Origin of the sequence: Methylomonas defluvii, from assembly GCF_033949435.1 — a bacterium.
GTDB lineage: Bacteria > Pseudomonadota > Gammaproteobacteria > Methylococcales > Methylomonadaceae > Methylomonas > Methylomonas defluvii.
Genome location: NZ_JAXARY010000012.1, coordinates 56308 through 75776, shown reverse-complemented (window position 1 = coordinate 75776; position 19469 = coordinate 56308). Strand labels below are relative to the sequence as shown.

Here is a 19469-nt window from a genome sequence, read left to right as displayed (position 1 = left end):
GCAAACAAGCAATGCAAAACAAGACCATAAAATATAGCGATCTATTGGCCGATTGGTTAAAAGAAAGAGGATATACCCACTGTTTCTACGTGGCGGGCGGCAATATCATGCATATTCTCGCCAGCGTGAATCGTCATTTCAAATGCGTTAGCGTGGTACATGAGGTGGCAGCCGGTATTGCAGCGGAATATTTCAATGAAATAAGCACCGATGGCAAAGCCTTTGCTTTGGTAACCGCCGGTCCCGGCTTAACCAATATTGTCACCGCAGTGGCGGGTGCCTATTTGGAGAGCCGGGAATTGTTGGTGATTGGCGGGCAAGTAAAGACTGCCGATCTTTGTCGGCAACAACTACGGCAGCGCGGCATTCAGGAGATTGATGGTGTCGATATCGTCAAGCCGATCACCTTAAAATCGGTGCTGATGGATAGTTTGATTTCCTGTGAGGCATTTAACCGGATTATCGACGCCGGGGTTACAGGCCGCAAAGGTCCGGTGTTTCTTGAAATTCCGTTGGATATTCAAGGTGCGCCGGTCGACGTAAACGATCCACTATGCGAATTTTCCTCAGCCGCAAAACAAGCAATTCCACCTATACATTCAGCCGAAATCCAACGCCTAATCGACGATGTTCGCACGGCAAAACGGCCGTTTTTATTGATTGGAGCCGGTGTTGCCAGACAGACGGTAGAAAAGATATACGAGGCTTTGGAGCCCATGGGTATTCCTTTGGCAACCACATGGAATGGCGCGGATAGGGTGGCAGCGGATCACCCCTTGTATTTTGGCCGCCCCAATACCTGGGGGCAACGTTACAGCAATTTATTGATGCAACAAGCCGATTTGCTGATCGCACTGGGAACCCGTTTGGGTCTGCAACAAACCGGGTTTAACTGGCAGGAGTTCGTACCTAACGGCAGAGTAGTGCAAGTGGAATGCGACCCAACCGAGCTTAACAAAGGCCATCCCCGCGTCGATAGCGGTTTGCAAGGCGATGCCAATCAAGTGTTACAAGCATTGGCGGCAGCTAGCCTTGGCGATCATGCCGAATGGGTGGCTTTTTGCCAAAAAGTGAAAGCCCAATTGCCGTTGATCGAGCCAATTAATAACACGGCAGAGCATTATTTATCGCCGTACGATTTTGTCAGCCGTTTGTCGGTACACTGCCGAGATACGGACAATGTCATTCCTTGCAGTAGCGGTGGAGCCTTTACCGTGATGATGCAAACCTTCGCCCAACAGCGCGGCCAACACATTGTTACCAACAAGGGCTTGGCATCGATGGGGTACGGTTTGAGCGGAGCAATAGGCGCGGCTTTCGCCTATCCGCAGCGCAGGACAGTTCTAGTGGAAGGCGATGGTGGATTTGCCCAAAATTTACAGGAGTTGGGCACGGTTGCTGTCAATAAGTTAAATCTGAAAATTTTCATTTTTAACGATAATGGCTATGCATCCATTCGCATGACGCAAAGAAATTATTTTAATGGTGCCTATATTGGTTGCGACCAGTCCTCGGGATTGGGTTTACCGGATTGGCTAACCTTATTTAAAGCCTTTAATCTGCCTTGTATCAAACTCGATGCCAATTTCGAGCAAGACCCGGAATTCCAACGCCTATTCGCAAGCGATGAACCGGCTGGGTTTGTTGTACCGATAGATCCGGAACAAACCTATTTTCCCAAAATTACCAGTAGGGTAACGGAAACAGGTTCGATGCAATCAAATCCCTTGCACCAAATGACTCCGGACTTGGATGAGAATCTATATTCCGTAGTAGCGCAATATTTGCAATAAACATATCCAGTATGAATAGAAAACTAATCTCAGTGGTAATTCCTGCCTATAACGAGCAGGACAATGTTGATGAATTGGCTAAACAATTAACAGCAGTATTTGCGGAAAATAGCGCTTACGATTTTGAAGCTATTATCGTAGAGAACGGTTCTCAAGATAATACCTACGAAAAGCTCTGCGCGGTACATGAGAAAGACCCGCGGTTTAAAATTGTGCAACTGGCGCGTAATTTTAGAATGGATGGCGGCATTACCGCTGGACTAAATTATGCGTCTGGTGATGCTGCCGTGATCATGACTGCGGATTTGCAAGATCCACCACATTTAATAACTCAGTTCATCAAAAAATGGGAAGAGGGATATGAAAACGTTTACGGTATTGTTACCAAACGTAATGGCACGGGCTTAATTCGCCGTTTTAACTCGCAATTGTTTTATTGGGTGGCCAACGGTTTGACCAACGGCATGGTTCCCAGAAATGTTAGTGACTTCAGGCTGATCGATAGAAAAGTATACGAAACCATCAATTCCATACACGAACGTAACCGTTTTATTCGTGGACTATTTGCCTGGGTTGGTTACAAATCCATAGGTATTGAGCATGAGCGAGCTGAACGCTTTGCCGGCGTATCGGGAGCTCACACTTTCAAGGTTATCGAACTGGCGTTAAAAGGCATATTGGCCCATTCTTATGTGCCTTTAAAGCTTATTACTATATTAGGAATAACCATATCTGCGGCGTCTTTTATCCTGTTAGTATGGACAATAGTAAAAGCAATATTCTGGGGTGTGCCGTTTGCTGGATATGGGACCATTATGACCGTTATGTTTTTGATGTTCGGAATATTATTTACTATGTTGGGTATTGTTGCAGAATATATTGGTTTGATATACGAGGAAGTGAAGAATCGCCCTAATTTTATCGTGAGAAAGCAAGTTGGGTTCAATAACTAAACGTTTTTGGGGTAACGAAAAAATTCGTTATTTATTTGTAGGTTTGTACAATACCGCTTTTGGGTATGGTTTTTTTGCAGTTATTTGGTTTTTCCTACACCATGATTTACATTATGTGTGGCTTTTAATCATAAGTCATTTTGTATCGGTGATTAATGCATATTTGGGTTATAGGATTTATGTGTTTCGCGTGAAAGGGCGGTGGTTGAAAGAATTTTTTAGGTTTAATATGGTTTACCTTGGTGCTTTTGGTTTTAATTTAATAGCATTACCTCTTTTGGTCGAGAGACTTAATCTACATACATTGATTGCCCAAGCAATTATAGTATCTATTACTGTGATAAGCAGTTATATCTTGCATCGCCGATTTTCTTTTAAAAAGAATGGTGCGCAAAGTAAGTTATCTTAAATTTACTATCTAGTATGGATGGCATATTGAATGACTTCAGCTGATAGTGTTTGTGTAAAAAATAAAAATATTCATTGGTGGTTTGTCTGGATAATCTTTTCAGAGTTGGTTTTTCTGATCTTTTTTGTCAAGTATTTTGAATCCAGCGGTTATGCAATGCCGCCATTTTTCTTTGCGCCTTTAGATACATTTATGGACTTCTATAATACAAATTATTGGAGTCTAAATGATGGGCGTTATGACATATGGCAATCAATTTATCCGATAAGCGTATTTGCATTGGCGCAAATGTTAGTGCCGGATTATTGTGCTTCCGTTGTTTTACCGGCAGAGTTACGAGATTGCTCGCCATATTCTATCGCTTGGCTATTTTTGTTTTATTTTTGTGCGATTTTTGTATGTACAAAATTAATCGTAAAGCAGGTGGGTATAAAATATATTTCGGTTGAGATTGTTATATTTCTTGCGTTGCTGATGCAATTTCCCGGGCTTTATGCGTTAGAAAGAGGTAACTATATTATAGTTGCTTTTATGTTGTTGGCTTTTTCTCAGGCTATTGGCGCCAATTGGAAAGGCGCAGTATTTCTTGCGTTGGCTATAAATATTAAGCAGTATTTAATAGTGCTCTGGTTCGTGCCGTTTTTTAAAAGAGAATATACATACTTTCTGATAAGTTTTTTTGCATCATTATTGATTAATCAAATAAGTATGATTGTCTTGGAAGATGGAAACTATAGGCAAATTTTCGAAAATATGTTTTCTTTTTCCGGCGCTGTTAATTCGGATTTCTTTCAGAAAGTTTGGTACACAACTTCGCTGAGTTCATGGTCGAAAGCTGTCTTTTACTATCAGGACAGGATTCCGGTAATCCTCTATTTGACTGCACACTTTTTAAGGTGGTTTGTTCTTTTTGTTGCGGCGTCTATTTTATTTTTATCGGCGCGAAAAGCTCATTTTTTTACTTGGGAGCAATTAAGCGTAGTTGTTTTGCTTTCTATGATGGTCGCTACTGATTCCCCAGGTGGGTATGCAGTTATTTTGTTACTGCCATATTTAAGTGCAATTTTAATTGGAAGTTATGCTAATAAATATAGAAGGATAATCATGTTTGTGCTGTTGATTCCTCTGGATTTTGTGGTTGGTCCGATAATTGAGTTCAATCAATTTAGTTTTCTTTCGCAGCATTACGTGGATGTATCAACCGGATTGACATTTGGTGCATATATTCGTCCATTTTGTCTGCTTTTCATGTTGATAATCATGAGTTACCCGGTTTTAGTATCTTTAAGGAAATTTTCATGACATTTAAAAGCCTAGTTGATGCGCTTATACAAAATAAAAGATATATAGGTTTAAATCTCCTATTGTGGGTTTTGATGGCCTTTATTTTACTGGAAGTAATGCCTGTTAAATATGAGGCGCAAGTTATAATTAAATTAGGTCAATTTGATAACAATACGCCCATTGCTGGCGCGGCGGAATCCATCGAATATTTACGTAACTCAGAAACCTTAATTTCGGTGGCGACTGCTAATAACGTATCTCCTACGGGCCTTTCAAAGAGAATTAGGACGCATCCTATCGATAATAATAAAGCAATAAAGATACTAGTCCATTGGGATTCTGTTGACGATGCTGAACGCTTAGTTTCTGCTTTAGCTCAGAAAATTGTCGATCATCATCAGCAAAAATTAAACAAAGAACTCAATAGTGTCAAAAGTGAAATACTTTATTGGGAGAAAATTTTAGACAAGAAAGAATGCAATAGTCAGGTCGTTGAAACAATTTCCCAGCTAAAATTGATTATTTTGAGCATGAGGCCAACAGAAATCGTGGCTCCCGCGTCAAAGTCATTTGATATTGTATCTATCGATTATGGAACAGTTTATTTAGTAGCGATATTCATGTGGATGTTTTCAAGCCTGCTAATCGTTGAATACCGTAGATCGTAAGTATTAGAATAGGTGAGTTGTATATATTTTCTGCGTTTAAAGGCAAACAGATTTTAATTTCTGCTAGGTATGGTTTTTATATGAACTTTTTGAAAGTACAGTGACTTAAAATATTATTGGTTGGCTTTTAAAATAATTTAACGCTGATAGATTTGAGCAGGCATTGATGAAGTGTTTTGATGGTTTTGCCTTTGAAGACTCGTTAAATTTCTGTTAGGCGTTTAAATAAGATGCCATAGAAAATTTTAGGTATGAATAAAAAAAACATTTATGTAACGCAACCATCTTTGCCGCCATTAGAGGAATTTATTCCCTATCTGCAACAGATTTGGGATAATAAGATATTGACTAATGGTGGGCCTTTTCATCAAAAATTAGAAGACGCGCTCTGTGAATTTCTGGGTGTAAATTATATTAGTTTATTTGCTAATGGAACCATTGCTTTAGTGACTGCTTTACAAGCTTTGAGAATTAGAGGGGAGGTTATAACTACCCCGCTTTCCTTCGTTGCTACTTCCCACTCGCTGTTATGGAATGATATTAAGCCCGTATTTGTAGATATTGATCCAAATACGCTAAATCTCGACCCATCAAAAATTGAAGCGGCAATTAACCCTCACACAGCAGCGATCATGCCTGTACATTGTTATGGTCATCCCTGCGATGTCGATGCTATTCAAAAAATAGCTGACAACTATGGTCTTAGAGTGATTTATGACGCTGCTCATGCTTTTGGCGTGGAAGATGCCAATGGTAGTGTGTTAAATCACGGAGATTTGTCAGTATTAAGTTTCCATGCCACAAAGGTTTTCAATACTTTTGAAGGTGGAGCTATAGTTTGCCCGGATGCCAAGACTAAAGTGAGAATAGATCAGCTTAAAAACTTTGGTCACGTTGGAGAGGTAACAGTAGTCGCTCCTGGTATTAACGGAAAAATGAGCGAGTTCAATGCTGCACTCGGATTGCTACAGTTGAACTATATAAATCAAGCGCTTGGTGCGCGAAAGAAGATTGATATTGCTTATAGGGAAAGATTGGTGGGAGTAAAAGGAATAACGTGTTTGGGTGATTCCGGAGAGAAAGTAGCTAATTATTCCTATTTTCCTATTCTTGTTGATATAAATTATCCTATTACTCGAGATGAACTTTATCAGAAATTAAAAGATGCTGGCATACATCCCCGTCGTTATTTTTATCCGTTGATATCTGAGTTTCCTATGTATAGAGGCTTGAGTTCTGCGCATAAAGAAAATCTGCCCATCGCTACAGATGCAGCTAGAAAAGTTCTGTGTCTGCCGATCTATCCAGATCTGGATATGGCTATTGTCGATGAAATATCGAGCATAATCTTGGCACAATAAAGATGTGCACGTTGCAATCTTTCATAAAGATAGTGGGTATTAGATGAGGGTCGCAATTATGCAACCCTATTTCTTTCCGTATATTGGGTATTTTCAGTTGATTAGCGCTGTTGATATATTCATCGTTTACGACAATATAAAATATACAAAGAGGGGGTGGATTAATCGTAATCGCATTTTGCAGAATGGCAGAGATGTTATGCTTACACTGCCCTTAAAATCCGATTCGGATACTCTTGATATTTGCAAGCGAGAGGTGGCGGCCGATTTTAATCGCGTCAAATTTCTAAATCAACTCAGTGGAGCTTATCGGGGAGCGCCATATTTTACCGAAACGCTTCAATTGGTAGAGCAGATAGTGTCGTTTAAGGATGAAAACTTATTTCGCTTCCTACACAACTCTATAGTCAAAACCTGCGCCTATTTGGGTATTAGTACTGAAATCATAATTTCATCCGAAATAGATATTGATCATTCACTTAAGAGTCAGGAAAAAGTTCTCGCGTTGTGCGATTATGTCGGAGCGAAGACGTACATAAATGCTATAGGTGGAATCGAATTATATTCAAAATATATGTTCCGTCTAAGAGGCGTTGATTTGAAATTTATTCAGTCGAAGCCATTCGAATATCAACAATTCGGTTCCGTGTTTGTGCCTTGGTTGTCTATTATTGATGTATTAATGTTCAATTCGACTGACATAATAAAAGAATGCTTGAATGTCAAATACGATTTAATAGAGGTATCGTGAATGAAAAGTCATGTTGTTGGCATTGCAGGTGCTGGAAATATGGGGATGCAACTTGCATTACTTTTTGCGTCTCATGATATTGCTACGGTAATCTGGAATCATAAGGAGCAACCAAGTTACGAAAGAGATATTTTTAGATTGGCAACAATTCAATCAAAACTTGGATTAATTAATAAAGAAAATATAAAAAAAGTTATAGAGCTCATAAGTTATACAAATGATATCTCGGTTATGGAGGGTTGCGACTTTATTGTTGAAGCTATAAAGGAAGACAAGGAAGTTAAGGCTATAGTTTTAAGGCAAATAGATGTTGTTGCTAGGAACGCGAAGGTGCTGGCTTCGAATACCTCGATGTTAAGTATCACCGAGCTTGCATCTTTTACCGAAAACCCGAGTAGGTTTTTAGGGATTCATTTTTTTAATCCACCGATGTCGATGAAATTGATTGAGGTAATAAAGGGTGAATTGACTACTGATATGGCTTTGGAGTTTGCTTTAAATGTATTAGGTGAAATTAACAAACATCCCGTAGTTATTCCCGAAACCCCCGGCTTTATTGTTAATCGATTACTTTTTCCGATGATTAATGAGGCTGTACTTTTATTGTCGGAAGGCATTTCTGATGCTAAAACTATTGATAATTGCATGCGGCTCGGAGCTAATCACCCGATGGGGCCGTTGGAGCTTGCTGATTTGATAGGTTTGGATATTTGTTTGAGTATATTGGAGACACTGATGGAAGAGACTGGGGATGTAAAATATAGGCCCGCTATTTTGTTAAAGAGGTATGTGCGCGCAGGTAAGCTTGGAAAAAAATCAGGAATTGGATTTTATTCTTACCGTAAAAATATTTAACTTTATTTGCTTAAAATGGTGTTAAAAATATCGTATAGCCTTTAGAAATCCTATTGGAGGATTTGATGAGTAACAAAGAAATAGAGCACCTAGAGACAATTAGTGCTTTCTATGAAAAAGGTGACTATATGGACGAGCTGATGATAGATCGCGAGATCGAAATCATAAAGCGATATAGTGCCGAAGGTAAAAGTGCTTTAGAAGTAGGTTGCGGTAGCGGTTCTTCTACTGAAAAATTATATAAGATATTTCGAGATATAGAGGTAATTGAGCCTTCGAAAAAAAATGTGGCGTTGTTAAAAAATAGGGTTTCAAATGTAAAATGCCATGAATTGCTTTTAGAGGAGTTCTCTACTTCCCGTCGATTTGATTTTATATTTTTTTTAAATGTCATTGAACATGTTGAAGACCCTGTTCAGTCTCTCAAAATCCTTGCTGATTTAATTAGACATGAAGGGCTGATTTTTATTTCAGCTCCAAATTGTATGTCTTTAAATAGACGTGCAGGATATAAAATGGGTGTTCTGGAAAATTACGAAAAAATGGCACCAAAAGATTATGAAGTTGGGCATAGACGTTTATACACCGTGGATATGTTAAAAGATCACTGTGATAAAGCAGGTTTAAAAGTGCTATCTGTTAAAGGAATGTATCTTAAGCCGCTGTCGGAAAAGCAGATGATTGAATTAGGTGACGATGCCGTGCGTGCATTTTATTCTTTGGGAGAAGATATTCCTGAGTATTGTGCTAGTCTCTTAGCTGTAGCAACTAAGAAGTATTATTAGAGTTTTTAGAGACTTCAATATATAAGAGCTATAAGGAGCCTATGAATACGTTTTTCCCTTAATTGCAATAAATATTAGCTGTTTGTCCTTATGCGTGTAGGCTAGGCTTAAGATAATATTTAAACAACTTCGTCAGCCTTGTCATATCTTCTCTCTTCGGATATATACATTTTTGTTTTTAGAAGATTTCTGTTATATACGTGAAGGGTCGTTCTAGTTTTAATTAACCCTTAGGTGGATTATTTTGTTTAAATGGAAAAAGCTTGGTCTAGTTTTTAAACCTCAAGAAATTGAAGGTAGAAGTTGGCTAAAGGAGTTTGCTCAAGCGCCTTCCGTATTAGTTTTTGATAAGTTTATAAGGGTATATTTCTCCTGTAGGCCGCTGCCTGATGAACATGGCCAATATATTAGTTATTCAGCTTATGTAGACTTGAATAGACATAATTTATTTGAAATTTTAAGTGTATCTAAATCTCCGATTCTGGAGTTGGGAGATTTAGGTAGTTTTGATGAATTCGGTACTTATCCCGTATCAGTGATTAGGCACGATAATAGTGTTTTTGCTTATTACGGTGGTTGGACGAGGTGCGAGTCTATTCCTTTTACGGTTGCGATAGGTGCAGCAATCAGTTACGACGACGGCGAGACTTTCACAAAGGCTGGCAAAGGACCGGTCCTATCTTGCAATGTTAATGATCCTTTTGTCTTAAGCGGCCCTAAAATTAGAAGGTTTAACAATAGATGGTATTTATGGTACGTGGCCGGAACTAGTTGGCTAAAGAATGATGGCAGCCCGGAAGCGGTATATAAAATTCGTATGGCACATTCAGATGACGGATTTGAATGGGTAAGAGATAGTAAAAATATTATTGAAAGCAAATTAGAGGAAAATGAATGCCAAGCTAGCCCCGATGTGTTTTTCCACAATAATAAATATCATATGTTTTTTTGCTATAAATATAGTTTGGATTTTCGAAAAAATGACAGGGGGTATCGTATTGGCTATGCATTTTCAAATGATCTGATAGATTGGCACAGAGATGATAGTAAAGCAGGTATTGATATTTCTGAAGAGGGCTGGGATGATCAGTCAATCGCTTATCCTCACGTGTTTGAGCTTGATGGGGAGATATACATGTTATATCTTGGAAATCAGGTTGGCAGGTATGGTTTTGGGTTGGCGCAGTTAGAAGGAAGATTGACTTGATTTTTATTATACAGTACTTATGAAATGGAAAAAATTAGGAAAAATATTCGATCCAAGGGAGCATTTTTTATCTAATAATTGTTTCGAGTTTGCTCAATCTCCTCAAGCCTTGGTCTTTGATAATTATATTAGAATTTATTTTTCAACAAGAGAAATTGATGGGCGCGGTAAATATTTAAGTCATATTTCTTTTGTTGATATGGATAAATATTTTCAGAAAATTATAGCAGTATCGAGTTCGACAGTAATTGAACTAGGTGGCTTGGGTTGCTTTGATGAGCACGGGATTTTCCCGATGAATGTTGTTAGGGTTAAGGATAAAATATTAGGATATACGACCGGCTGGAATAGAAAAGTATCCGTATCGACCGATGCATCTATTGGCTTGGCAATAAGTACCGATGACGGTGTGACTTTTAGGAAAATTGGAGAAGGTCCCGTACTAACCTCTTCTTTACATGAGCCTTTTTTAGTTGGTGACGCTTTTGTTACTGTTTATGGCGATACTTATCATATGTGGTATATCCATGGTACAAAATGGGTTAAAGGGACGTCTGCGAAGGGGCCTGATCGTGTATATAAAATTGCACATGCTACATCTAAAGATGGAGTTTCGTGGCGTAAAGAGGGTAGGCAGTTAGTAGAAGATAAATTACTTGACGAGTGTCAAGCTCTCCCATCTGTTATTCATTTTGACAATAAATACCACATGTTTTTTTGTTATCGATACGCCTCTGATTTTAGAACCAATACAAGCAGGTCATATAGAATAGGGTATGCATATTCAACTGATTTGGTTAATTGGATTAGGGATGATGATAATGTTGGAATTGACGTGACAAAAGGTGCTTGGGATTCAGATATGCTATGCTATCCCCATGTTTTTGAAATGGACGGTAATATTTATATGTTATATAACGGTAACGACTTCGGTCGATTCGGGTTTGGTGTAGCTAAGTATGAGAGCTAATATTATATTAGTTTATGCCGGGTAAATGGGTAATCGATATTTGGCATAATTGTTATTTGTTTTTTACTATTGTTAATCGTACTGTTCTGTGGTGAATTAATTGAACATAAAGGGAAAACATTTGACCTTAAGGGCCATAGAAGAGAGCGATCTGGAATTGCTTCAGAAATGGGCCAATGATCCTGTTACACAAGATGGAATCGGCGAAATTCACTTTCCAAGTTCATTAGATTTCCATGAAGAATGGTTCCATAATTTAAAAAGTGATAGGCTGAATCAGCGTTTCGTTGTTGATGTCCCAGAAATTGGGATTATAGGAATTTCCAGTATTGTTAATATCGATTGGCGTAATAGACATGCCTGGCATGGCCTTGTTATTGGAGAATCCAGCTATCGTGGTAAAGGTTATGCTATCGACGCCATTATGGCTACAATGCGTTACTCTTTTGATGAGCTCAATTTAGAACGATTGGATGGATCGATGATTGAATACAATAAGCTTTCTATTGCTACATATTGCGGGAAGAGATTGGGCTGGATAGAAGAAGGGCGTAGGAGAAATTATTTCTTTCGAAAAGGACGTTATTGGGATCAGGTATTGGTTGGTATCACTTCGAAAGATTACCGCGAGCTCTTGGAAAAAACTAATTATTGGGAATAAATGTATTATGAATTCCGAGAGAGATTACAATAAAGAGTTGATTGATATTGGCGACTCTAAATATGCATATAGCTTCGATATCGATGTTATGCATCCGTTCATGATTCGGTCGTTTGAGCCTTTCTTTAATCCAGGGAACGTACTTGAGCTTGGTAGTTTTAAGGGCGATTTTACGCGAAGACTAAATGAGTATTTTGATGATTTAACCTGTGTCGAAGCTTCTGATTTGGCTATATCTGAAGCAAAGCTCAAATTAGATAATGGTGTAAAGTTCGTTAATTCGTTATTTGAGAATGCGAGCCTCCCTTCTCGCTATAACAACGTTGTACTTACTCACGTATTGGAACATTTGGATGATCCTATATTTTTATTGAAACGTATCAACTATGAGTGGTTGGAAGAGAATGGCCGGCTTTTTCTAGTATGCCCTAATGCAAATGCACCTTCGAGACAGATTGCTGTAAAAATGGGGTTAATTTCGCATAATTCAGCCGTCACTAAATCAGAAGCCGAACACGGTCATCGTTGCACTTATACACTGGATACCCTGGAACGAGATGCTGTTACAGCGGGCCTTAATGTGGTTTATCGGTCTGGGATTTTCTTCAAAGCACTGGCAAATTTTCAATGGGATCGCCTTTTGCAGACTGACATAATTACCAAAGAGTATTTGGAGGCATGTTATAAATTAGGTCAACAGTATCCAGATTTGTGTTCGAGTATTTTTTTGTTGTGCGAACGAGGCCAAAAATAGTGAAAATTTCATTCGTTGTTGCTGTCTATCATAATGAAGGTGCTCTTGTTAAAACATATGAAAAGATTCGCTCTGTTTTTTCAACTCAACTGGTTGACGACGAATACGAAATCGTTTTTGTGGACGATGGGTCTAAAGACGGTTCCTTACAAGAGGTATTGAGCTTAAGAAAGCACGACACTCGAGTTAAAGTTATTACGTTTACAAGAAATTTCGGTCAAATGGCGGCTATGCTGGCGGGTTTCAAGGAAGCTACCGGCGATGCAGTCATTAATATATCAGCCGATCTGCAAGACCCTGTCGAACTTATTCCGCAAATGGTTGAAAAATGGCATGAAGGTTCTGAAATTGTAATTTGTTACCGTACGGACCGTTCCGACTCATTGCTTGCAAAATTGTTTTCACGTTTGGCTTATGGCGTTTTACGCATTTCGTTGCCGCAAATACCTCCCGGTGGTTTTGATTTCGTGTTAATGGATAGAAAAGTTATGGATGCATTTAACGCAATCGACGTGCGGCATCGGTTTTTTCAAGGCGATCTACTTTGGACTGGATATAGAACTAGTTTTATTCCTTATATCCGGTTGAAGAGAACTATTGGTAAATCGCAATATAACTTCGGTAAGAAGCTTAAAAATTTTTTGGATGGTGTGTTAGATGCTTCATACCTGCCAATTAGATTTATATCCTTGGTTGGTGTGATAACCTCAGCACTCGGGGTGCTATATAGTCTATCAATTGTCTTCAGTTGGTGGCGTGGAGAGACGCCATTTTCAGGTTGGGCTCCCATTATGATTGCAATCCTTTTGGTGGGAGGATTAATCATGGTAATGCTAGGTGTTATCGGGGAGTATGTTTGGCGGATCAATGAAGAGGTACGAAAAAGACCAAACTATGTCGTTAGGGATAAGTTTCTATGACCAATGCTGGAAAATACACAGTAATTGAAGGAGTCAAATGCTTTAATCCAGAAGTGATGAGTTCCTATGCCGACTATCCGGACAGCGGGTTCCAGCTGACCGATGAGAATGAGGAAAACAGCTTTTGGGTTCGTTCCAGAAATAGGCTTTTTAAAGCTATTGTTTATAATCAAGCTAAAGTGGGTCGGACTAAATTACTGGAAATTGGTTGTGGGACAGGCGGGTTTATTCGACATATTGTAGAGAACGAAAACCTAGAAATAACCGGCTCTGAAGTTTATATTAGTGGGTTGTTGTATGCAAAAAATAAACTTCCTGATGTGGACTTCATTCAATTTGATATTGTAAACGGATACCTTGACCAACAATTTGATTTAGTTATTGCATTTGATGTCCTTGAGCATATTGGTGACGATGTTACCGCGATGGCAAATATTAACCGATTACTCCGTCCAGGAGGGCGTGCGATTATTACTGTTCCCCAGCATATGTTTTTGTGGAGCAGGCTTGATGAAATAGTCAAACACAAGCGTAGATATTCTCGGAAAGAGCTGGTGACCAAACTCAAAAATAATGGGTTTGACATTATTTTTGCTACCTCTTTTGTTTTTATTCTATTTCCGTTGATGTTGGTTTCTCGAATATTTGATAAAGGATTTAAGCAACTAAAATCAGAGAAAGTAGAGTTAGAGAAAAGGGTTAAGTTTCCCCTGTTATTAAATATAATTTTTGATTTTTTTATGCGAATAGATGAAACGCTTATTAAAGCTGGTGTCTCGCTTCCTTTTGGAGGTACCTTAGTGATAGTGGCGCAAAAGAACGACTAAATATTTCAAAAACTCAAGCGGTCTTTCATTTAATATCTGCTGTTGAAAAATGCGCAAACTTAGAGTCGAGGCTACACGATTTACGCTCGTAGGAGGTGCGAATTTTGTTCTAACATTTTTCATATTTACTTCAATGCTGAAGTTGTTGGAAGTGAATTATTTACTTTCGTTACTTACCGCTTGGGGTGTCGGTATGATTTTTTCTTACACGTTGAATTTTATGTGGGTTTTCAATCCAGAGCAGAAAATTCAATTTAGGGCTAGATTTTTCAAGTTTCTATTGGCTAGTGTTTTGTCCATATTGTTGAATATGTGGGTACTGGATTATATTGTAGAAACTACTAATGTTGATCCTTTCCTCGTACAGATGGCGCTAATTCCATTCATCGTGGCTTTCAATTTCACAACAGCGAAGCTTTGGTCAATGCGTTAAATTTTGCGTAAAGACAAGCGAAACTTCTATGAAAATATTGTTGGTAATATGGCTTTCAGCGCTTATGGCGTTGGGTATTAATCATATAGATTCCAATGCATGGCTTAGAGCTCAGTCTCCGTTTGTAGCGATTTTCGCGAGTCATTTAGAAGCTATAAATGCTAAGCCATACATTTACGGGGAAACTTCAGTGACTTCGGTTGGTGAGTTTAAAGCGTCCGATATTGCTTATTTCAGCATAAAGCTACGTTTTCGCGTAGATGCTACAGATGGCTACCCAAATTTGTTTCAAACCGCGCCTATCAATCAGGGAGTACGCCTAGAAATCTCTGGTACTACGGCATCTATTGTTGTTAACGATTCATCTGCTCCTAATGCTATAAAGGGGTTGATAATTACGGAGAACCTTAGAAAAGACCAGTGGTATGATCTTGAAGTGGAGGCGCTTAATGGCTCTTTCGTAAAAGCTAATTTGGATGGATTAGATGTGGCTGATTATCGGAGTTCCAGCTTGTCTGTGTATACCTCTCAGATATTGGTAGGGCAAGGGTTTGATAGTTCTAGATATTTTCAGGGGCGAATAGAAAACGTTTCTATAAAGATAGGCAGTTTTCCCGGTGCTAAAATCCTATATGCATTTTACTTTATCGCATTGGCCGGTTTATTGGTATTTTTGGCTCAACTCTATACAGTTAAAGATCAAATTATTCCGGTAAGCTTTAAGGTCATAAAATATTTTAGACATGTTGATTGGTCTTCTTATATACACCTTGCTTTAGCTTTCGTATTTTGCATAACGCTAATCACTACGTATTTTTTTCCAATATATCCTGACGAGGTTCAGATTAGATTTTGGCTTTCACGCCTTCCCTACGATTATCCCTATAAAATCAGCGGTGCCCCTACGTGCGTTGCTACATTTTTTCAATCTATACCTGCAACAATGTATTTGCCCGGCTTGATAAATTGGCTTATCCATGGCTGGATCACGGATCCTCCCGCGTTAAGAAAAGTCGGTTTATTAGTAGCGTTTCTATGGGTTTCATGCTTGGCTTTTTATCTAAAATTGAAGGTAAAGCAAGAGCTTGTACAAAATGAATCCCATGTACTTAGCTTTTCTCAAGATTTGCGTATTTTGGGTTTTGTCATATCTGTTTTTTCCATTGGGGTTTTTCCAGTTTTTTTGGTAATCAATCGAGGTGAGCAGCTTATCTTTCCTTCGGTTATTTTACTTATATCTATTTTTATTTGGAATCAAAGTCTTGGTCAAAAATATGCTTTAAAAAAATTACTGGGTTTAGTTTTTCTATTTTTTGTTGCTGTTTCCCTTATCCTGTATGGTCATCCAAAAGGATTGTTCCTGGCTCCGTTTTTTTTTGTAGTTGGATGGCAATTATTTCGTCGCTTCGAGTCTCGATTAATTTTTCTTTTTGCAGCGCTACTGTTGGTATTGCATGTTATACAAAACTTCATCGCATTTAAGTATGCGTTTCAATGCGATGAAACTCCTGCATTTCAAAATATGCTTAAAAGCTTTTCTATTGATCCCGGGCTTTTAATCCACGACCCAGGCCAGTTCTTTGATATGGCGTTTAGAAGTTTGAGTATGTTCAGTAAGTATTTACATCAGCTTGGATTTCAAGAGAAGACGGATGTTGACTATCTGCCTAGTTTGCCTCTTACAGTCACAGAGAACGGTATAAATATTTTTATATGGTTAAATGTTTCGTTGGTTTTTTTTACGCTATTTTTTTTAATTCCGTATCAATATTGGAAAGACATTTCAAGTCGGCGATTTCTTACTGTTAATTTTGTGTTGTTGGTTATATTTTGGTGCGTTCTTATGGGGGGGGTATTTAATCTTCCAAAGAATTGGTACGATGCGGGGTATGTTTATTCGCTGCTTTTAATAATTCTAATTTTCTTTTTAGGTGAGAATTTTTCTGGAATTTTTCTGAAGTTTAGAATGAGCATGGTCGTTGTATATTTGGGCTTGGTGGCGTTGTTCTCGCAAGCAATGTTTATCTCAAGATATTTGTCTGAGTTTATGGATGGATACGTCGGTCCTGGCGTCTCAATTGCAAAATATGATACGGCGAAGGCACGTGCTGACTTAATCCTAGCTTCGCAAGTATGTAACATTGACCCGGTTCAAGGAAAAAAAATTTTAGTGGATGATAACTCCTATTTTTTCTTCCAGAAGAGTAAATGGCCAATGGCAATTACTTATGTATGGATTGGAAATGACGATAAGTCTATACGTCAATTTTTTTCAACAGTTGATTCAGATGGTTTGGTAGCCAATTGCAGCTCAATTATATCTCCTTACTCAGGTCTTGTTAAAAAGGCAGGGGATATGTGTTGTATTTCTAAAAGCGATTTAAAGAATTTTTATTTAATACCGTAATGCTTCTGTTTTTAAATTGCTAAAACCGTAAAAATAAAAAATGAATTCATCTTTTAAATGGAATAACCAACTACTAGCGCCGGTACTTATTACGTATAACCGTGGTAATTGCTTGGATTTAACGCTGCAAAAATTTGTCGAAGCTGGTCTGATAGGAATGCAGCTACATATCTTAGATAATGCTTCTACTGATAACACCAAGGATGTGGTTATGAAGTTTCAGAATGTTTGGCCTAACCTTAAGTACCATAAAAATAAATACAATATCGGTGGTAACGGTAATATATTGCGCGCCATAGAGATAACGGATTCTGAATATTGTTGGATTATAGGTGATGATGACGACTGGCATTTACAATTTACTGATGAATTAATTGAGGTATTAAATTTTCAAAATGCCGATATTATTCGATTAGGCTGGCTTGTTGAAGTTTGTAGTAAAGGTAAATCTATTCCTGCGCTGGATCTGGCTTATAATGAGCAATTGTTTTTCGCCAGTATCAGCATGATTTCTGCAACCATTATTCGTCGCAGCGTTGCGGCTGCTCATTTGCCTTCTGCATATATGAATATAGGTGACGCATATCCGCAATTGGTATCTACGATGCTCTCAATGCAGGAGAAGTCTCTTACAGTCTACAGTACTAAAAATGATTTAATGACACATACTCCAAATGCAGCTCCCGGATATTATTTTGGCGATTTGGAGTGGTATGCGGGGTGGTTTAGGACCAGTCGATTTTTGCAGGACAAAAAACTCCGTATAAAATTTATTGCGGAAATCACTCGGTATATGACAAGGGACAGGAATAGTAAGAACGGCTGTTTGTGGTTGGTTAAAGTAGCCTTAAATTACAAGGCCCAAGGTATAAATCAATTCAATTATTTGTTGTCTATGCTGGCATATGGTGATGGTTGGCGCGGTCGCATCCTAATCGTATTGCTGGTCTATTGCTTAATTCCCGGCCGTTTGGCAGGAGGCTTGCGGCGATTTTATCGTAAGCTTTTTAATTTACCCGAGAGAACTTTATCTATTGATCGATCCAGGCTTTGATTTTTTTGCCGAATTGAATTTATAACTAGCCAATCCATTCATTGGATACAGGGAACCCGAGGCAAAACTATATGCAGGTCGATAAGAAAACGTTAGCAGTTTTAGCGCAACGCGGCTGGCAGGCTGGTGCTGGCCTGATTACGCTGTTTTGCATCGCACGATATTTATCGCCCGCTGAACAAGGCTACTACTACACCTTTGCCAGTCTCGCCGGCTTGCAGGCGTTATTGGATATGGGCCTATCCACCATACTGGTGCAACAGGCGGCGCATGAATTTGCCGAATTGACTTGGTTGCCGCATGGGGCGGTCGTTGGTAAAAATGTCGGCCGCTATCTGGCTCTGACTAAAAAAGCGTTGTATTGGTATGGTGTTTCAGGACTGCTGTTTTTGTTGGTTTATCCGGGCGGTTTGTATTTCTTTAGTCATCGGCCCCAGGAGTCGGATTTAGCCTGGCAGCAACCTTGGTTGGTTCTAGTTGTCAGTACCGCAGTAGGTTTGGCCTTATTACCGGTTTTGGCTATAGTGGAAGGCAGCGGTAAAGTTGTGGAGGTCTATTCGCTGCGCTTGGTGCAAGGTATTGTTGGCGCTATCGCCATTTGGTTTACCCTAATGCAGGGGGGCGGTCTTTATGCGGTCGCTATGATGCCCGCATCGGCTGCCTTGATTGCTTTGGTATGGGCACTATTTCGCTATCCGAAACTATGGGTGTCAGCGTTGTTTGGAATTTCTGGAGACTTCGGTTGGTGGCGAGAGCTTTGGCCGATGCAATGGCGTTTGGGAATCAGTTGGCTCTGCGGATATTTTTTAACGCAGATGCATACTCCGCTATTGTTTCAAACTCAGAATGCTGTGGTTGCAGGGCAAATGGGTGTCACCATGACCGTTTGCAACATGTTGGGTTTGTTAAGTTTAGCTTGGATGACGAGCCGAATCCCCGTGTTAGCGAAAGCTGCCGGTCAACAGGATTGGGATTTACTGGACAAGGAATTCAAAAAGGGTTTTAAACGTTCACTTGCGGTATTTGTCCTGGGGGCGGTGTTTTTTGTTTTGATTCGCTATGCGGCCGATTACACGGCGTATGGCGTAAGATTTTTACCGTTTTGGGAAACTTTTGTTCTCATCGGTGCAATTTTGTTTGCCCATATTTCCGGACTGTTAGCTATCTATCTCAGGGCGCATCGTAAGGAGCCCTTTCTTTGGTTGTCCTTGTCAGGAGCGTTGTTGACCGTTGGTGGCTCGGTTTGGTTGGCGCCGAGTTGGGGTTCGGCGGGTATTGTGCTGGTGTTGTTTTTAGTGAATGTTGGGTTCGGTTTTCCGACATCGCTGGTGATGTGGGTAATGCTTCGTAAAAAGTGGCACGCGATAATATAATAAA

19 protein-coding genes are annotated in these 19469 nt (G+C 39.2%); all 19 read left to right on the top strand.

Features of this window, described 5'->3' with window-relative positions:
• The first annotated feature begins 11 nt into the window (after positions 1-11).
• The 19 genes from QLH52_RS13915 (at position 12) to QLH52_RS13830 (ending at position 19465) form a co-directional block, all read left to right on the top strand.
• On the top strand, positions 12-1793 hold the full coding sequence (locus QLH52_RS13915) for a thiamine pyrophosphate-binding protein (protein WP_205450643.1): 1782 nt from the start codon (positions 12-14) through the stop codon (positions 1791-1793).
• A gap of 11 nt (positions 1794-1804) precedes the next feature.
• Positions 1805-2746: a glycosyltransferase family 2 protein gene (locus tag QLH52_RS13910; protein ID WP_033155237.1), complete on the top strand. Its 942-nt coding sequence runs from the start codon at positions 1805-1807 to the stop codon at positions 2744-2746.
• Positions 2730-3155, top strand: coding sequence for a GtrA family protein (locus QLH52_RS13905; protein WP_084153194.1), 426 nt, complete (start codon positions 2730-2732; stop codon positions 3153-3155). Before QLH52_RS13910 ends, QLH52_RS13905 begins: the two co-directional genes overlap by 17 nt.
• A 30-nt stretch (positions 3156-3185) precedes the next feature.
• Positions 3186-4457 (top strand): hypothetical protein, encoded by a 1272-nt coding sequence (locus QLH52_RS13900; RefSeq protein ID WP_205450642.1) that lies wholly within the window; start codon positions 3186-3188, stop codon positions 4455-4457.
• The gene (locus tag QLH52_RS13895) at positions 4454-5107 is read left to right on the top strand and encodes a hypothetical protein (protein ID WP_205450641.1); all 654 of its coding nucleotides are present in this window, start codon (positions 4454-4456) and stop codon (positions 5105-5107) included. Before QLH52_RS13900 ends, QLH52_RS13895 begins: the two co-directional genes overlap by 4 nt.
• 251 nt (positions 5108-5358) lie before the next feature.
• Positions 5359-6468, top strand: coding sequence for a DegT/DnrJ/EryC1/StrS family aminotransferase (locus QLH52_RS13890; RefSeq protein WP_205450640.1), 1110 nt, complete (start codon positions 5359-5361; stop codon positions 6466-6468).
• 43 nt (positions 6469-6511) lie between these two features.
• Positions 6512-7219, top strand: coding sequence for a WbqC family protein (locus QLH52_RS13885; RefSeq protein WP_319961962.1), 708 nt, complete (start codon positions 6512-6514; stop codon positions 7217-7219).
• Positions 7220-8074: a 3-hydroxyacyl-CoA dehydrogenase family protein gene (locus QLH52_RS13880; protein ID WP_205450638.1), complete on the top strand. Its 855-nt coding sequence runs from the start codon at positions 7220-7222 to the stop codon at positions 8072-8074.
• A 65-nt stretch (positions 8075-8139) separates the two neighbouring features.
• Positions 8140-8859, top strand: a complete 720-nt coding sequence (locus QLH52_RS13875) for a class I SAM-dependent methyltransferase (RefSeq protein WP_205450637.1) — start codon at positions 8140-8142, stop codon at positions 8857-8859.
• A 244-nt stretch (positions 8860-9103) separates the two neighbouring features.
• Positions 9104-10066, top strand: coding sequence for a glycoside hydrolase family protein (locus tag QLH52_RS13870; protein ID WP_205450636.1), 963 nt, complete (start codon positions 9104-9106; stop codon positions 10064-10066).
• A gap of 19 nt (positions 10067-10085) precedes the next feature.
• Positions 10086-11036: a glycoside hydrolase family protein gene (locus QLH52_RS13865; RefSeq protein WP_205450635.1), complete on the top strand. Its 951-nt coding sequence runs from the start codon at positions 10086-10088 to the stop codon at positions 11034-11036.
• Positions 11037-11136: 100 nt separating this feature from the next.
• The gene (locus tag QLH52_RS13860) at positions 11137-11697 is read left to right on the top strand and encodes a GNAT family N-acetyltransferase (protein ID WP_205450634.1); all 561 of its coding nucleotides are present in this window, start codon (positions 11137-11139) and stop codon (positions 11695-11697) included.
• A gap of 7 nt (positions 11698-11704) precedes the next feature.
• Positions 11705-12451: a class I SAM-dependent methyltransferase gene (locus QLH52_RS13855; RefSeq protein WP_205450633.1), complete on the top strand. Its 747-nt coding sequence runs from the start codon at positions 11705-11707 to the stop codon at positions 12449-12451.
• Entirely contained in the window at positions 12451-13371 is a 921-nt protein-coding gene (locus tag QLH52_RS13850) for a glycosyltransferase family 2 protein (RefSeq protein WP_205450632.1), read from the top strand. The genes QLH52_RS13855 and QLH52_RS13850 overlap by 1 nt, the downstream gene beginning before the upstream one ends.
• Positions 13368-14198, top strand: coding sequence for a class I SAM-dependent methyltransferase (locus QLH52_RS13845; RefSeq protein WP_205450631.1), 831 nt, complete (start codon positions 13368-13370; stop codon positions 14196-14198). Before QLH52_RS13850 ends, QLH52_RS13845 begins: the two co-directional genes overlap by 4 nt.
• Before the next feature lie 49 nt (positions 14199-14247).
• Positions 14248-14631, top strand: a complete 384-nt coding sequence (locus QLH52_RS24625; protein ID WP_205450630.1) for a GtrA family protein — start codon at positions 14248-14250, stop codon at positions 14629-14631.
• A gap of 28 nt (positions 14632-14659) precedes the next feature.
• Complete coding sequence (locus QLH52_RS13840) at positions 14660-17038, top strand: hypothetical protein (protein ID WP_205450629.1); 2379 nt, start codon at positions 14660-14662, stop codon at positions 17036-17038.
• A gap of 40 nt (positions 17039-17078) precedes the next feature.
• Positions 17079-18092 (top strand): glycosyltransferase family 2 protein, encoded by a 1014-nt coding sequence (locus QLH52_RS13835; protein ID WP_205450628.1) that lies wholly within the window; start codon positions 17079-17081, stop codon positions 18090-18092.
• A gap of 71 nt (positions 18093-18163) precedes the next feature.
• Positions 18164-19465, top strand: a complete 1302-nt coding sequence (locus tag QLH52_RS13830; RefSeq protein WP_205450627.1) for a lipopolysaccharide biosynthesis protein — start codon at positions 18164-18166, stop codon at positions 19463-19465.
• Positions 19466-19469 lie beyond the last annotated feature (4 nt).

Excerpts from the sequence above, each read along its gene's own strand:
- QLH52_RS13890 (WP_205450640.1), top strand. The coding sequence starts at position 5,359 with ATGAATAAAAAAAACATTTATGTAACGCAACCATCTTTGCCGCCATTA.
- QLH52_RS13830 (WP_205450627.1), top strand. The coding sequence starts at position 18,164 with ATGCAGGTCGATAAGAAAACGTTAGCAGTTTTAGCGCAACGCGGCTGG.
- QLH52_RS24625 (WP_205450630.1), top strand. The coding sequence starts at position 14,248 with ATGCGCAAACTTAGAGTCGAGGCTACACGATTTACGCTCGTAGGAGGT.
- QLH52_RS13915 (WP_205450643.1), top strand. The coding sequence starts at position 12 with ATGCAAAACAAGACCATAAAATATAGCGATCTATTGGCCGATTGGTTA.
- QLH52_RS13895 (WP_205450641.1), top strand. The coding sequence starts at position 4,454 with ATGACATTTAAAAGCCTAGTTGATGCGCTTATACAAAATAAAAGATAT.
- QLH52_RS13880 (WP_205450638.1), top strand. The coding sequence starts at position 7,220 with ATGAAAAGTCATGTTGTTGGCATTGCAGGTGCTGGAAATATGGGGATG.
- QLH52_RS13840 (WP_205450629.1), top strand. The coding sequence starts at position 14,660 with ATGAAAATATTGTTGGTAATATGGCTTTCAGCGCTTATGGCGTTGGGT.
- QLH52_RS13910 (WP_033155237.1), top strand. The coding sequence starts at position 1,805 with ATGAATAGAAAACTAATCTCAGTGGTAATTCCTGCCTATAACGAGCAG.
- QLH52_RS13900 (WP_205450642.1), top strand. The coding sequence starts at position 3,186 with ATGACTTCAGCTGATAGTGTTTGTGTAAAAAATAAAAATATTCATTGG.
- QLH52_RS13875 (WP_205450637.1), top strand. The coding sequence starts at position 8,140 with ATGAGTAACAAAGAAATAGAGCACCTAGAGACAATTAGTGCTTTCTAT.
- QLH52_RS13885 (WP_319961962.1), top strand. The coding sequence starts at position 6,512 with ATGAGGGTCGCAATTATGCAACCCTATTTCTTTCCGTATATTGGGTAT.
- QLH52_RS13835 (WP_205450628.1), top strand. The coding sequence starts at position 17,079 with ATGAATTCATCTTTTAAATGGAATAACCAACTACTAGCGCCGGTACTT.
- QLH52_RS13845 (WP_205450631.1), top strand. The coding sequence starts at position 13,368 with ATGACCAATGCTGGAAAATACACAGTAATTGAAGGAGTCAAATGCTTT.
- QLH52_RS13855 (WP_205450633.1), top strand. The coding sequence starts at position 11,705 with ATGAATTCCGAGAGAGATTACAATAAAGAGTTGATTGATATTGGCGAC.
- QLH52_RS13865 (WP_205450635.1), top strand. The coding sequence starts at position 10,086 with ATGAAATGGAAAAAATTAGGAAAAATATTCGATCCAAGGGAGCATTTT.